Raw genomic sequence first — 14,387 nt, 5'->3', positions numbered from 1 at the left:
TGATTGGACATCTGCCAATAACATGCGATTATTGCGTCGCCATATGCACATTTTCGCATCGCACCAATTTGCCTTTCGTACAGCTTGGCAGTCGAAAATAAATCATATAGCAAACTCGCAACGTTCAATTTCGTGGCATTTTGCTATGCCACGTTGCCATAAGACGGAGGCTCCCATGAGTGAAAAAAGCGCGGTTGTAACATTCGATGGAAAATCGGCGGAACTGCCAGTGCGATCGGGATCCATCGGGCCGGCCGTCGTCGATATCGGATCGCTCTACAAGCAGACGAAGATGTTCACCTACGATCCCGGCTTCACCTCGACGGCATCGTGTGAATCCAAGATCACCTATATCGACGGTGACGAGGGCGTGCTGCTGCATCGCGGCTATCCGATCGAGCAACTGGCCGAACACGGTGACTTCCTCGAAGTGTGCTACCTGCTTCTTTACGGTGAACTGCCGACCAAGGCTCAGAAGGACGATTTCGACTATCGCGTGACCCACCACACGATGGTTCACGAACAGATGTCGCGTTTCTTCACCGGCTTCCGCCGCGACGCCCACCCGATGGCCGTCATGTGCGGCTGCGTCGGCGCGCTGTCGGCCTTCTATCACGACTCGACGGACATCACCGATCCGCACCAGCGCATGGTTGCGTCGCTGCGCATGATCGCGAAGATGCCGACGATTGCCGCGATGGCCTACAAATATCACGTCGGCCAGCCGTTCGTTTACCCGAAGAACGACCTCGACTACGCCTCGAACTTCCTGCGCATGTGCTTTGCGGTTCCCTGCGAGGAATATGTCGTGAACCCGGTTCTCGCCCGCGCGATGGATCGGATCTTCATCCTGCACGCCGATCACGAGCAGAATGCATCGACCTCGACCGTCCGCCTCGCCGGCTCGTCGGGCGCAAACCCGTTTGCCTGTATCGCGGCCGGCATTGCTTGCCTGTGGGGACCGGCGCACGGCGGCGCCAACGAGGCGGCGCTCAACATGCTCGCCGAAATCGGCACCGTCGACCGCATCCCGGAATACATCGCCAAGGCCAAGGACAAGAACGACCCGTTCCGTCTGATGGGCTTCGGCCACCGCGTCTACAAGCATTATGATCCGCGCGCGAAGATCATGCAGAAGACCACGCATGAGGTTCTCGCCGAACTCGGCCACAAGGACGATCCATTGCTCGAAGTGGCGATGGAACTCGAGCGCATTGCGCTCACCGACGAATATTTCATCGAAAAGAAGCTCTATCCGAACATCGACTTCTACTCCGGCATCACGCTGAAGGCGCTAGGCTTCCCCACCACCATGTTCACGGTGCTCTTTGCGCTCGCCCGTACCGTCGGCTGGATCGCGCAGTGGAACGAGATGATCGAGGACCCGGAGCAGCGCATCGGTCGCCCCCGTCAGCTCTATGTCGGTGCACCGCAGCGCGACTACGTCCCCGTCTCGAAGCGCTGAGCGGATATCGCTTTACAGCGCCGTGCGTCCATCAGGACGCACAAAGGACGCTGTAAGTCTTTGAATCTACGCATCGTGCTTTCCGAAAACCGATTCCGATTTTCGGGCTGATGCGCTACTGTAGATCAAGAAGCCCGGTCAGAGATGGCCGGGCTTTTTTCTTTGGAGATAATCGAAGACGATTTCCGCGGCCTTGTCGCCGGGCGATCGGTCGGTAGCCATGCGCTCCTGCACGACGGCAAAACCGTCAAGCATGGCACGGCGTTGTGGCGTGTCGCTCGAAAGCCGCTCGAACCAACGCGTCAGCGCCGCTGGCCGGATCATCTTGTTGAAATATTCCGGTACGACGGGAAAATCGGCGATCAGGTTTGGAAGCGCCGCCGTCCATATCCGAATCCGAGAGTGCAAAAAGCTGACGAGCCAATCAGCTCTGTAGGTTGAAACGACGGGAATACCGGCAAGTGCCAGTTCGAGGATGACCGTCCCTGAAGCGGCAAGCGCGGCATCGGCCTTTTCAAAGGCCTCCCACTTCCTGTCCGTCGCAACGGATATTTCGGGCTGCACCTTCCACGATGCCGTCAGTTCCCTTACGCGCCGCTCCTGCCGGGGAACGGTCGGCAGCAGAAAGCGCGTGCCTGGATGGCGCGCCGCCAGTTCCTCGACGGTGTCGCCAAAGATCGGCAACAGGCGACTGACTTCGCTCCCGCGCGACCCCGGAAGCAGGAGACAGGTCGCGGGCCCCTGCGGCCGTTCCGCTCGCTGTTTTTCGCGCTGACGGGCGCGAACCGACAGGACATTGATGTCGGATGCAAGGCGGTGCCCGACATAGGTGGTCGGCGGGCCATCGAGGGCGCGCATCACCTCCGGCTCGAACGGCAGAACCGCGAGCACATGATCGACATAGGCACGCATGCGCGGCGCGCGCGCGGGCTTCCACGCCCAGACGCTCGGGCAGACGTAATTGATCACCGGCAGACATGGGAGCGCGTTGCGCACGCGCCGCGCCACACGATGAGTGAAGTCCGGGCTGTCGATGATCAGCAATGCATCCGGCCGAGCCGCGATGATAGCGCGTGCTGTCTGGCGGATGCGCAGGATGAGCTTCGGCAAACGCGCGAGCACCTGCGAAAAGCCCATGATCGACAATTCGGAATAGTCGAACAGCGATGTCAGCCCTTCAGCTTCAAGCGCCTCACCGCCGACACCGACGAGTTCAAGCGAGCCCTCAAGGCGCGGGCGAAGTGCGCGCACCAGATCGGCACCGAGCAGGTCTCCGGAGACTTCCCCGGCTATTACGGCCAGTTTATAGCCCTTGCCCGTCATCGCCGGCTCCTTGATCACGATGATTTTGGGTCGAACCGACGCAGAATCATCGTGATCGATCCTAAAGAGTTAGGGCGGGATGCGGACGGAAAACCGAGCACACTTTCCCTCATCCCGGTCTAGCCCCCACGCTCGACACCCAAGATGAACAGGCCACTTTTGTCTGCGTTCTCGACGAGTTGCGAACGCTCGAGAACAAGCGCCCTGCCCGCTTCGACCGCGATGCCTGCAAGGCCCGCCGCCTCGGCGCCTGCGACCGTCGAAGGACCGATAGAGGGTAGGTCCGCGCGTTGGTCCTGATGCGGCTTGCAAAGCTTGACGAGTACCCCCCGGCGGCGGGTCGAGACCCGCCCCTCCACCTTCAGCGCGGCAACGCGAGCCAGCATCGCATCAGTGCCTTCAGCGCCCTCAAGCGCGATCACCCTGCCGCCGACAGCGACAGCGCCCTGCCCGACATCGAGCGCTCCCAATGCGTTGGCAGCGGCGATGCCAGCTTCTATGTCCCGCCGATCGTCATCCGTCGGCACATGGGCCCCAAGCGGGCCGGTGTCTGCGAGAAGATTGGGCACGACCTCCTGTGCGCCGATGACGCGGGCACCACTCGCCTCGATGAGATCCATCGCCATTCGCAAGACCGCGTCGTCGCCGCCGGACATCAGAGTCCGAAGCACGCTCGGGACTGTGGCGAGTGTCCTCAGCGTGGGGCGGATATCACGCCATTCCGGTCGACGCCGAACCCCGCCGGAGAGAACAACGCGGTCGATGCCCTCTTTCTCGAAGGTTCGGCTGATCCCGGCAAAATCGCCGATTGCCAGAACGGTATGGTCGAACCCTGCCCAGGAGGCATCCGCTTCGTGTGACAGCGCAATGATGAAAGGGTCCTCGCCCTGTCGCCGCGCGGCCTCCGCCACATGATGCGGCAGGGCGCCGGCGCCGGCAATGATCGCCAACCTGCCCCCTGTAGCCGGCAGGGTGCGGGCTACCACTGCAGTCAACCTCTGTTGCCGCGGTTCGGCGACGACAGCGCGCGATCGCTCTCTGCGGCAATAAAATCGAGGATCTCCAGCGCCGGCGCGCAATCGAGATACTCCTGCCGGATCGCCGTAGCATTGGCACGGATCGATTCCGGACCCTCGAAAATCTGCTTGTACGCCCTCCGCACGGCATGGATCGTCGCGCGGTCGATGCCAGCGCGCGTCATGCCGACGACATTGAGACCGCTCAGAAGGCCGGGATTGCCGTTGAGCATGCCATAAGGAATGACGTCGTAGCTGACCGCCGAGAGCCCGCCGATAAAGGCCTGCCTGCCAATGCGCGTGAACTGGTGAACCGCCGACCCGCCGCCGAGAATGGCGCGGTCATCAACGATCACGTGTCCCGCCAGCATCACGTTGTTGGACAGGATGATGTTGTTTCCGAGCCGGCAATCGTGCGCAACGTGAGAATTGGCTAGAAACAGGTTGTTGTCGCCGATGACGGTGGTGCCGCCGTGCTCGACGGTGCCCGTGTTCATCGTCACACCTTCGCGGATGGTGCAGTTCTCGCCGATGACCAGCGTCGTGTTCAACGCGCTGTGATGCACGCTTTGCGAGTCACCACCGATGACGGCGGACGGGAAGATCTTCGTCCCCTTGCCGACCGTCGTTCGCCCGATGACGACGACGTGGCTCAGGAGTTCGACGTCTTCTCCCAGAACGGCGTTCGGCCCGACATGACAAAACGGACCGACCGTCGCGTTCTCTCCGATCACCGCCCCATCTTCGATGACGGACGACGGGTGGATCTTCGCAGTCGATGCAATCATTTTCAGGCGTCTTCCTTGCTGACAATCATCGCGCCGATATCAGCTTCCGCGACAAGTTGCCCGTCAACTTTTGCATCACAGTGAAATTTCCAGATATTGCCGCGTTGCTTCTGTTTCACCACGTGGAATTCCACCCGGTCTCCGGGCACGACAGGCTTGCGGAAGCGGGCATTGTCGATCGTCATGAAGTAGACGAGGTTGTCACCGATCCCTGTCTTGCGGGCGCAGATGGCACCGGCAGTCTGCGCCATGCCTTCGATCAGCAACACGCCCGGCATGATCGGCTTTCCCGGGAAATGTCCCGTGAAATGCGGTTCGTTCGCAGTCACGTTCTTGATCCCGATCGCCGAGTTGTCGGAGTCGATCGCGATGATCCGATCGACAAGCAGGAATGGGTAACGATGGGGAAGAAGCGTCAGGATTTCCTGAATATCCGCCGTGCCGAGTACCGTTGCAGCCTCATTCATCCTTGCCACCCTTGTTCTTCTGTCTTTCGCTGGCACGCATCGCCATCTCGGCGATGTCGCGCAGAAAATCCCGCATCGGGCGTGCGGGAATGCCGCCGTAACGCTCTCCGGTCGGCACGTCGCTCGCCACACCGCTCATCGCGGCGATCTGCACGCCATCTCCGATCGTGATATGGCCATTGACGCCGGTTCCGCCGCCGATCATCACGCCGTCGCCAATCTTCGTGCTACCGGCGATGCCGACCTGGCTGACGATGCCGCAATAGCGACCGATGCGGACGTTGTGCCCGATCTGGACAAGGTTGTCGATCTTCGTGCCCTCGCCGATTACGGTATCATCCATGGTGCCGCGATCGATTGTGGTGTTCGCACCGATCTCGACGTGATCCTGGATGATCACGCGACCGACCTGGACGATCTTGATCATGCCGCCCCTGGGACCCGGCGCGTAGCCAAAACCGTCCTGGCCAATGCGGGCGCCCGGATGAATGATGACGTTGTTGCCGATCAGCGCAGAAAGAATGCTGGCTCCGGCGGAAATCGTGCAATCACGGCCAATTCGTACGTTCGGCCCGATGACGGCTCCCGCGGCAATCCGCGTTCCGCTGCCGATCTCGGCGCCGGAACCGATCACCGCCATCGGCTCAATTTCTACACCCACCTCGAGCCGGGCTGTCGGATCGACAAACGCACCCGCAGCAACGCCCCGCTCGCTCGTGTTGTAGGACGGGCGCATGGCCATTTCATGAAGCAGAGCGCCCGCGAGCGCGAAGGCCGTATGCGGCTTCGCGGTCAGGAGAACCGGGATAGTATCCGGAACGATCGAAGAAATCGCCTTGTCGCAAATGATTGCCGAGGCATGACAATCGTTCAGCTCGTCGCGGTTCTTACGCGAGAGCATGTAGCAAACATCGCCCGATTTGGCGCGGTAAACCGGTGCAACCGCGTGGATCAACCGATCCCCCGCAGCGGCATCCGACAACTCCGCCCCAATTTGATTCGCCAGGTCACCTAGGCGAATCCCTTGATGGGGCGGGAAAAACCAGTTCTGTTCCATAGACACTCCAGAACGATTTTGGACAGCAGTTCTGGACTGCTCTTTATCAGAACGACGAGTTAATGCCGAACTTGAAGTTCTGGATTTCGTCGAAATCTTCCTTCGCAACCGGCACGGCGTAGTCCACACGCAACGGGCCAAAGGGCGAGGCCCAGATCAGACCGACGCCGACAGAGGCGCGCAATGAGGCATCTTCACCGCGAACCGACTCTCCGGGGCCAACGGCGACATCGTTGCCGTAAAGCGTGCCGGCATCGACGAAGAGCGCACCGCGGAAACCGCTATCACGCGGGATACCAGGCAGCGGGAACGACGTTTCCGCAGAGGCCGTAAAGTAGGTTGTACCACCGAGAGCGTCGCCGTTGTTGACGCGCGGGCCGAGGCCGTTGCGCTCAAAGCCGCGGATATCGTTGCTACCCAGCTGGAATTGATCGAAGACCTCCATCGAACCGGACGTCTTGAACAAGTGACCAGCACTTCCGCCGAGCGACGCGATGATATCTGCCTCGTCGTTCACCGTGTAGTACCACTTCGCCTTACCCGTCAGCTTGTAGAAATCGGACGAGCCACCCAGCCCGGCGAATTCCTGCGTGACCGAGGCGAGGATACCCTCATGCGGAAGCTGAGCGTCGTCCAGAGTGTTGTAGGTGATCGACTGAGAGACCGACGAGCGGGTCCACGGGCTGCCGTCGATCGCGCGGTCATAGGGAGTCGACAACTCGTCCTTGTCGCCGAAGTATTCGAACTCCGTGTAGTTATAGCGCAACGTCGTCGACAGGGCCTCGGTGATCGGCGCAGTCACGCGCAGGCTGAAGCCTTGGTCGTTGTAGCTGTAGTGATCGTCGTCAAAGTCGTTTTCGTTCTTGAAGAGATCGAAACCTGCGGCCAGACGATAACCGAGGAAATAAGGCTCGGTAAAAGACACGTTGTAGGTTTGGCTATCTTCGCCCTTGCCGGCGGCAAGGCGGATATATTGTCCGCGCCCGAGGAAGTTCTTTTCCTCGATCGAGGCCTCGACGAGGAAGCCGCCGCCGCTGCCGGCGGAATAACCACCGCCGATGCCGAACGAACCCGTCGACTGGTCCTGCACATCGACGACGATCACGACACGGTCCGCAGCACTGCCCGGCTGAGTCGAAATATTCACGCTCGAGAAATAGCCGAGGGCCTCGAGCCGGCGCTTGGCGCGAGCGATCATTTCCTGGTTGAAGGCATCGCCTTCACCGACGTCGAACTCGCGGCGAATAACGTAGTCGCGCGTGCGCGTGTTGCCACGGATTTCGATGCGCTCGACGTAGGCGCGCTCGCCTTGGTCGACCAGATAGTCGACCGCGATCGTGTGATTGGCAAGGTCGCGGTTGCCACGCGGGGTGACGCGAGCGAATGGATAGCCCTCCGAAGCAACACGCTTCGAAATTTCGCTCATCGTGTCCTGAACATCCTTCGCCTTATAGACGGAGCCTTCCCGGCTCTGGATCAGACCCTTCAACTCCTCGGCGTCGACACCTTCGACCGTCGACTCGACATTGACCGCACCGAAATCGTAACGCGGACCTTCTTCGACGGTGATCGTCACCGTGTACTCATTGGTCTCTTCATTCAGCGTCGCGTCGGACGAGATCACCTGGAAGTCGGCATAGCCGCGGTTGTAGTAGAACTGACGGAGCAGCTCTTCGTCGGCGCGCAGCTTGTCGGGATTGTAGACGTCCTTGCGCGTCAGGAACGAGAAAATGCCCGATTCCTTGGTCGCGATCACCGACTGCAACCGGCCGTCACTGTACGCTTCGTTGCCGACGAAATTGATCTGCGAAATCTTCGTGCGCTCGCCTTCGTTGATGACGAAGGCAATGTTCACACGGCCTTCGGCAATCGGCACGACTTGCGTCGTCACAGTGACGTCGCTGCGGCCAATCGCAGCATAGGCGCCCTTGATGGCCTGGATGTCGCTTTCGACGGTTGCCTCACTGTAAGGACCGAGCGGCTGGGTCCGCACCAGACCCTGGAGCTTATCGTCCTTGATCTTGCGATTACCGTTGAAGACGACCTGGTTGACGAGTTGGTTTTCGCTAACGGTGACAACGAGCGTGCCGCCAGCGACATTGATGCTCACGTCGGAGAAATAGCCAGTGGCATAAAGGCGCTTCACCGAGGCATCGATATCGGCGTTGCTGAAGTTCTTACCCGGGACAATCGTTATGTTCGCGCGCACGGTGTCCGCGCTTACGCGCGTTGCGCCCCGCACTTCAACCCGATTGATGACCGCGGCTTGTGCGACGGACGTGCCTGCGAACACCCCAACACCGGTACCCGTGGCAACCATGCTTGCTGACAGCGCAAACGCCGACACCGCGTTCAAAAACCTTGAACCAGCTTTCATGTTAAAATCTTACCTTTTCCCAACGTCCCGCGGCAGTTTCGTACCGACTCCGGTCACGGTTGCCGTTTTACCCGCTTTTGCCATACAAGCAAGCCAGCTAGTTAAATTCTGTTTACTTCAATTCGAACCGTGGCTTAACCGCCACTACGGATTCGACTTATCGTAAACAAATCGTTGCCGCGCAAGCCGTTGCGCGGCACTCGTTCACAATATCCGAAAGGTTGTTCCGCCCCTCCAAGGACAAGGAGAGAGCAAGAAGAGCAAAGGCTCGCCGCAACGCTCCCCGAAATCGTAGCCGATTTAAGGAAAGGTGCAGCAATTCAAAGTGCTACAGCGTCCTTTGCGTATCTGATAAGACGCGCGGCGCTGCAGAGACAACGCCTCACGTCTTCGGGATCCCGTTTCAGCCGAAAAGCCAGTTGATGTCGTTCCACGCCGCGAACACCGTGAGCATCAGCACCATCGCAAATCCAATGCGGAAAGCGATATCCTGTGCCGCAGGCCCGACTGGTTTGCCGCGCAACGCCTCCACCGCATAGAACATGAGATGCCCCCCATCAAGCACGGGCACGGGCATGAGGTTAAGCAATCCTATAGAAACCGAGAGAACGGCTGCGAAATTCAGCACTTCGGCAATGCCAAGCTTGGCCATCTGCCCGGACATCTGGGCAATACGGATCGGTCCGCCCACCTGATCGGCCTTCATCCGACCAACGACCAGGTTCGACAGATAGTCGAACGTGCCAGTGACGATACGCCAGCTTTGCAGAGCTCCCTGCCCTACCGCTTCCAGCGGCCCGTAGGTCTCGATTCGGAAGTTCCCGACCTCCTGATTGGTTCCGATGCCGATCTTGCCCTCTTCCACCTTGTTGCCCAGCGGGTCGACGGATTCGGTGCGCTGCGGCACCATCCGCAGGTCAATCGGCGAACCATCGCGCTCCACACGCACCGTGATCGGCAGTTCCGGGCGGACACTGACGTAACGTCGCACGTCGTCAAAGGTGACAATCGGCGTTCCGTCGATTGCAACAAGCCTGTCACCCAGCTTGACCCCTGCCTCCTCTGCCGCGCTGCCCGGCGCCACCAAAGCCACGACCGGATCAGCAACGGCCCGCCCATAGACGGAAAAAAGAACGGCAAAAATCGCAATCGCCAGCACGAAATTGGCAATTGGTCCGGCGGCGACGGTCGCAGCCCGTTTCCAAAGCTTCGCTCCCAGGAACGTGCGAGCCCGATCTTCCGGCGCGATCGACTCGAGACGCCGATAGTCGGGCGTGCTCGCTGCATCGTCGTCGCCGAAGAATTTCACATAGCCGCCGAGCGGAATCGCGCAGAATTTCCACCTGGTGCCGCGACGATCGGTCCAGCCGAAGAGCTCCGGTCCGAAGCCGACGGAAAAAGCGAGAATACGGATACCGGACCAGCGGCCCACCAGATAGTGTCCCAGCTCATGAACGAACACCAAAAGGGTCAGCAGGAACAGGAAGGTGGGTATAGCGTATTGCAGGTTTTCAAGCAGAAGGCTCATTGGCATTTCCTAACGCATCCGCTGTTGCAACGTCGGGCGTCCTGAGGATCCGCGGCCGCCGCTGTCACATGTTGCATCCTTATATAATCTACCCTCAATTCAAATTCGACCTGCTGCATGATTCCTTAAATCGGATTCGGTTTTAGGACGAAATCATTCAGCAACTCAAAGTGTTACGGCGACCTTTGCGCGTCCGATTGGACGCGCGGCGCCGTAAGGGGATTAAACCGCGGGCCTCAAAGGCCCAAGAGAACCGACCCGAAGGCGACGGCGCGCCCGCCGGCAGACAGGATCTGGGCCAACACCAGAACCAACGCGGCGACACAGGCGAATATCAATCCGTCGACCCGGTCCATGACCCCGCCATGTCCCGGAATAAGCTGGCTCGAATCCTTGACACCGAAGCGACGCTTGATGAACGACTCGAACAGGTCCCCGATCTGGCTGGCGACGGACAGCACGAGCGCGATGATCGGAATGCGCAAATCCTCCAGGGAGAAATGAACCATGAAGACGGCAACGCCCGCCAAGATACCGCAGATCGTCCCGCCCAGCGCACCCGACCAGGTTTTCCCAGGCGAGATGGCCGGCGCCAGCTTCGGCCCACCGATTGCCCTGCCGGTAAAATAAGCGAAGATATCCGTCCCCCAAACGACGGCGAACACGAACAGCATCGCCACGAGGCCGAGATAATCGGCGCCGCGGATTGCCGCGAGCGAAACCGCCGTCAAACCCGCATAGACTATGCCGCCCGGCAGCCACCAGGTCGTCTTGCGGACCAACACCCAAAGCCCGGCGAGAGCCGAACAGGCGGCAAGAGCCGGCAGGCTGAGATGGATGTAGTCGAACAGGACGAGGATTGCGATCACGACCTGAGAAAGCCACCCGAACGCATTGCCCTGAAAGTCGCTCTCACCGAGCCTGGTGATGGTCGACCACTCGTAATAGACCAGCAATCCGATCGCGACGGACAGGAGCTGGAAGGCAAGCCCGCCCGCCCAGGTCGCACCAAGAGCGACCGCCGCAAGCACCACTCCGGAGGCGATGCGTAGCTTGAGTTCTGTCTGCATCAGGAGCCGACCGCCAGCGTCGGTTGCGAGAGGCCACCGAAACGGCGTTCGCGGCTGGCATATTTTTCGATGGCGGCAAGGAATGTTTCGCGTGTGAAATCCGGCCAGAGTTCGGGAATGAACAGCAATTCCGAATAGGCTCCTTGCCAAAGCAGAAAGTTGGAGAGGCGCTCTTCGCCGCTCGTCCGCAGGATCAGGTCCGGATCGGGAATGCCGGCAGTGTCGATCGTTGCGTTGATCCTCTCCGCAGTGATGTCGTCCGGGCGGAGGCGACCGGCGGCGACCTCTGTCGCCAGGCGACGCATAGCCCTCGCCAATTCGTCCCTTGCACCGTAATTGAATGCGATCACCAGGGTGATCCCGGTGTTCGCGCTCGTCGTCTCCTCCGCCTCGATCAGCAACGGGAGAATGTCACCCCTGAGATTTGCACGGTCGCCGATGACGCGGATGCGGACGTTCTCGCGGTGCAGATCAGCGAGATCCCGTCTTATGAATGCCTTGAGCAAGCCCATGAGGTCCGTGACTTCGGCCTCGGGCCTGCTCCAGTTTTCCGACGAGAATGCGAAAAGCGTGAGATAGCGAATGCCGAGATCGGCGGCCGTCTTTACCGCAGCCCGCACGGCCTCGACGCCTTTTCGATGTCCCATCGTGCGCGGTAGTCCGCGCGCGTTTGCCCATCGACCGTTGCCGTCCATGATGATGGCAACGTGATTCGGTACGTTTGCGGGGATGAACTCTGGCATTGGCGGTCCGAAAAAAGAGACTCAGATCATCGACGCGTCAGACCTGCATGATTTCCTTTTCCTTCTCGGCGAGCAAGCGGTCGATCTCGGAAATTGTTTCGTCGGTCATCTTTTGGACGCGTTCGGACTGAGCACGGTGGATATCCTGCCCGATCTCGCCATCCTTTTCGGCTTTTTTCAGGTCGTCCATGCCGTCACGGCGAACATGGCGGACGGCCACCTTGCTCTTCTCGGCGTAGTCGTGCGCGACCTTGACGAGAGACTTGCGGCGTTCCTCGTTCAACTCCGGCAGCGGAATACGCAGGTTCTGACCGTCAACGATCGGGTTCAATCCGAGGTTCGATTCACGGATCGCACGTTCGACGGCGCCAACCATGGATTTGTCCCACACCGAAACGGACAGCATCCGCGGTTCCGGAACCGTGATGTTGGCCACCTGGTTCAACGGCATGCGCGAGCCGTAGGCTTCGACGGTTACCGGATCGAGAACATTGGCCGATGCGCGGCCGGTGCGAAGCGACGCGATGTCGTGCTTGAATGCGGAGATCGCTCCGTCCATGCGGCGTTTCAGTTCCTTCAGGTCCACACCTTCACTCATGGTTCAAGACTCCCGTTCTGTCTTCAGTGGCCCGGAGGGCCTTCAAACTGTCAATTGTCCGTAACGATGGTGGCATGACCGCCACCGGTCAATATCTCCGCAAAACCGCCCTTCTCGTGGATCGAGAAAACGACGATCGGAATGGCATTTTCGCGTGCGAGAGCCACCGCGGCAACGTCCATCACGGCCAATCCCTTCTCCAGAACCTCGCTGTGGGTGAGGCGATCGAACCGGGTAGCCGTCGGGTCCTTCTTTGGATCGGCGGAGTAAATGCCGTCGACCTGCGTTCCCTTGAAGATCGCTTCTGCGCCCATCTCTGCTGCACGAAGTGCCGCGGCGGAATCCGTCGTGAAGAACGGATTGCCCGTGCCTCCGGCGAAAATGACCACGCGGCCAAGCGAGAGATGATATAGGGTAGCGCGCTGCGAAAAACTCTCACAAATTTCCGGCATTGCGATGGCCGAAAGCACGACGGTGTCGATGTCCAGCTTGCGCAGCGACGTCGCCAGGGCGAGCGCATTGATCACCGTCGCCAGCATACCCATGTGGTCGCCGGTCACTCGGTCTCCACCCTTCGAGGCGACTGCGACGCCACGGAAGATGTTGCCGCCGCCGACAACGACGCCGACTTCGACGCCCATGGCGCGCGCTTCCGCAATATCCGAGGCTATCCGGTCGGCGACCGCCACATCGATGCCGAAGCCCTGGCTTCCCATCAAGGCTTCGCCGGAGGCTTTGAGAAGAACACGCTTGTAGATTGGCTTGGCCGACATCATCGCTCCTGAACAGATCGGCACGCCTGTGCGGAAGGCAGTGCACAGCGGCGTAAGGATATATCGTGTTGCGCGGTATCGACCGCCCGGGCACAAACCGGCGGGTCCGACGCTTTGACGAATGCCGGATACACGAAGGGCATCGCGTTGTCACGCGATGCCCCCATGTTTTCCCAATAAGGGTGAAGAAATCAGCCCTTGGCAGCCGCGGCGACTTCCGCAGCGAAATCGGACTCTTCCTTCTGGACACCTTCGCCGAGCAGCAGACGCGCGATGCCGGCAACCTCGATCGGCGCACCGACGGTCTTTTCCGCTTCCTTGATCGCTGCCTCGACAGTCTGGTCGGGGTTCATGACGAAGGCCTGCGAGAGAAGGGCGACTTCCTCGAAGAACTTGCGCATGCGGCCTTCGACCATCTTCTCGATGATGTTGTCCGGCTTGCCCGAAGCGCGCGACTGTTCGATGAAGACGTTGCGCTCGCGTTCGGCAACTGCCGGGTCGATTTCGCTCGGGCGAACCGCCAGCGGGTTGGTCGCAGCAACGTGCATCGCAACCTGACGGCCGATCAGGTTCAGGGCTTCCTTGTCACCGGTCGACTTGAGAGCGACCAGTACGCCGAGCTTGCCGAGGCCGTCCGCAACCGAATTGTGGATGTAGGTCGCGACGACGCCATCATCAACCGACAGCAGCGCGGCACGGCGGAGCGTCATGTTCTCGCCGATCGTCGCAATCGCGTCGGTGATTGTGTCGGCAACCGACTTGCCGGTGGCCGGATACTTGGCAGCGCTGATTGCGTCGACCGATCCGTCGGTTCCGACAGCAACAGCTGCGACGCCGCGGACGAGATCCTGGAAGGCATCGTTGCGGGCGACGAAGTCCGTTTCCGAGTTGATCTCGACGACCACGGCTTTGTTGCCGGCGCTGGCGATGCCGATGAGGCCTTCGGCAGCCGTGCGGCCGGACTTCTTGTCGGCCTTGGCGATGCCCTTGGCGCGCAGCCAGTCGATCGCCGCTTCCATGTCGCCATTGGTTTCAGCAAGCGCCTTCTTGCAGTCCATCATGCCTGCGCCGGTCTTTTCGCGCAGTTCCTTCACCATTGCGGCAGTAACACTCATCTTTTTGCCTCTTTGTCTGTTTGGCTGGCGCGCTCACTATCAGTGGCGCAATGCCAGGAGGTTTTGG

13 protein-coding genes are annotated in these 14,387 nt (G+C 60.2%); 1 reads left to right on the top strand and 12 read right to left on the bottom strand.

The features are described 5' to 3' along the window. Positions 1-175: 175 nt before the first annotated feature. Complete coding sequence (gene gltA, locus FKV68_RS07990; protein WP_180940974.1) at positions 176-1,465, top strand: citrate synthase; 1,290 nt, start codon at positions 176-178, stop codon at positions 1,463-1,465. Positions 1,466-1,603: 138 nt separating this feature from the next. On the opposite strand, the gene lpxB is transcribed toward gltA, so the two are convergent. From lpxB to tsf, 12 genes are all read right to left on the bottom strand, one after another. Further along, positions 1,604-2,788 carry a lipid-A-disaccharide synthase gene (lpxB, locus tag FKV68_RS07985; protein ID WP_180940973.1) on the bottom strand — a complete coding sequence of 395 codons (1,185 nt, stop codon included), beginning with the start codon at positions 2,786-2,788 and terminating at the stop codon, positions 1,604-1,606. Between the two features lie 119 nt (positions 2,789-2,907). Further along, positions 2,908-3,774 carry an LpxI family protein gene (locus tag FKV68_RS07980; RefSeq protein ID WP_180940972.1) on the bottom strand — a complete coding sequence of 289 codons (867 nt, stop codon included), beginning with the start codon at positions 3,772-3,774 and terminating at the stop codon, positions 2,908-2,910. A gap of 5 nt (positions 3,775-3,779) precedes the next feature. Beyond that, the gene (lpxA, locus tag FKV68_RS07975; protein WP_425347631.1) at positions 3,780-4,592 is read right to left on the bottom strand and encodes an acyl-ACP--UDP-N-acetylglucosamine O-acyltransferase; all 813 of its coding nucleotides are present in this window, start codon (positions 4,590-4,592) and stop codon (positions 3,780-3,782) included. Between the two features lie 2 nt (positions 4,593-4,594). Continuing rightward, positions 4,595-5,059 carry a 3-hydroxyacyl-ACP dehydratase FabZ gene (gene fabZ, locus FKV68_RS07970; RefSeq protein WP_180940971.1) on the bottom strand — a complete coding sequence of 155 codons (465 nt, stop codon included), beginning with the start codon at positions 5,057-5,059 and terminating at the stop codon, positions 4,595-4,597. Continuing rightward, positions 5,052-6,116 (bottom strand): UDP-3-O-(3-hydroxymyristoyl)glucosamine N-acyltransferase, encoded by a 1,065-nt coding sequence (lpxD, locus tag FKV68_RS07965; protein WP_180940970.1) that lies wholly within the window; start codon positions 6,114-6,116, stop codon positions 5,052-5,054. Before lpxD ends, fabZ begins: the two co-directional genes overlap by 8 nt. 46 nt (positions 6,117-6,162) lie before the next feature. Continuing rightward, positions 6,163-8,493 (bottom strand): outer membrane protein assembly factor BamA, encoded by a 2,331-nt coding sequence (gene bamA / locus FKV68_RS07960; RefSeq protein ID WP_180940969.1) that lies wholly within the window; start codon positions 8,491-8,493, stop codon positions 6,163-6,165. 403 nt (positions 8,494-8,896) lie between these two features. Next, entirely contained in the window at positions 8,897-10,021 is a 1,125-nt protein-coding gene (gene rseP / locus FKV68_RS07955; protein WP_180940968.1) for an RIP metalloprotease RseP, read from the bottom strand. A 236-nt stretch (positions 10,022-10,257) separates the two neighbouring features. Then, complete coding sequence (locus FKV68_RS07950) at positions 10,258-11,091, bottom strand: phosphatidate cytidylyltransferase (protein ID WP_180940967.1); 834 nt, start codon at positions 11,089-11,091, stop codon at positions 10,258-10,260. Continuing rightward, complete coding sequence (locus FKV68_RS07945; RefSeq protein ID WP_180940966.1) at positions 11,091-11,834, bottom strand: isoprenyl transferase; 744 nt, start codon at positions 11,832-11,834, stop codon at positions 11,091-11,093. Before FKV68_RS07945 ends, FKV68_RS07950 begins: the two co-directional genes overlap by 1 nt. A gap of 37 nt (positions 11,835-11,871) precedes the next feature. Next, positions 11,872-12,432, bottom strand: a complete 561-nt coding sequence (gene frr / locus FKV68_RS07940; RefSeq protein ID WP_153442367.1) for a ribosome recycling factor — start codon at positions 12,430-12,432, stop codon at positions 11,872-11,874. A 50-nt stretch (positions 12,433-12,482) separates the two neighbouring features. Then, a complete protein-coding gene (pyrH, locus tag FKV68_RS07935) occupies positions 12,483-13,205 on the bottom strand; it encodes a UMP kinase (RefSeq protein ID WP_180940965.1) in 723 nt (240 codons plus the stop codon). A gap of 191 nt (positions 13,206-13,396) precedes the next feature. Then, complete coding sequence (gene tsf, locus FKV68_RS07930; protein ID WP_180940964.1) at positions 13,397-14,320, bottom strand: translation elongation factor Ts; 924 nt, start codon at positions 14,318-14,320, stop codon at positions 13,397-13,399. Positions 14,321-14,387 lie beyond the last annotated feature (67 nt).

This window comes from Sinorhizobium mexicanum (assembly GCF_013488225.1).
GTDB lineage: Bacteria > Pseudomonadota > Alphaproteobacteria > Rhizobiales > Rhizobiaceae > Sinorhizobium > Sinorhizobium mexicanum.
Note: the sequence above shows the minus strand (reverse complement) of the source record. Positions and strands in the feature narration are given on the sequence as shown.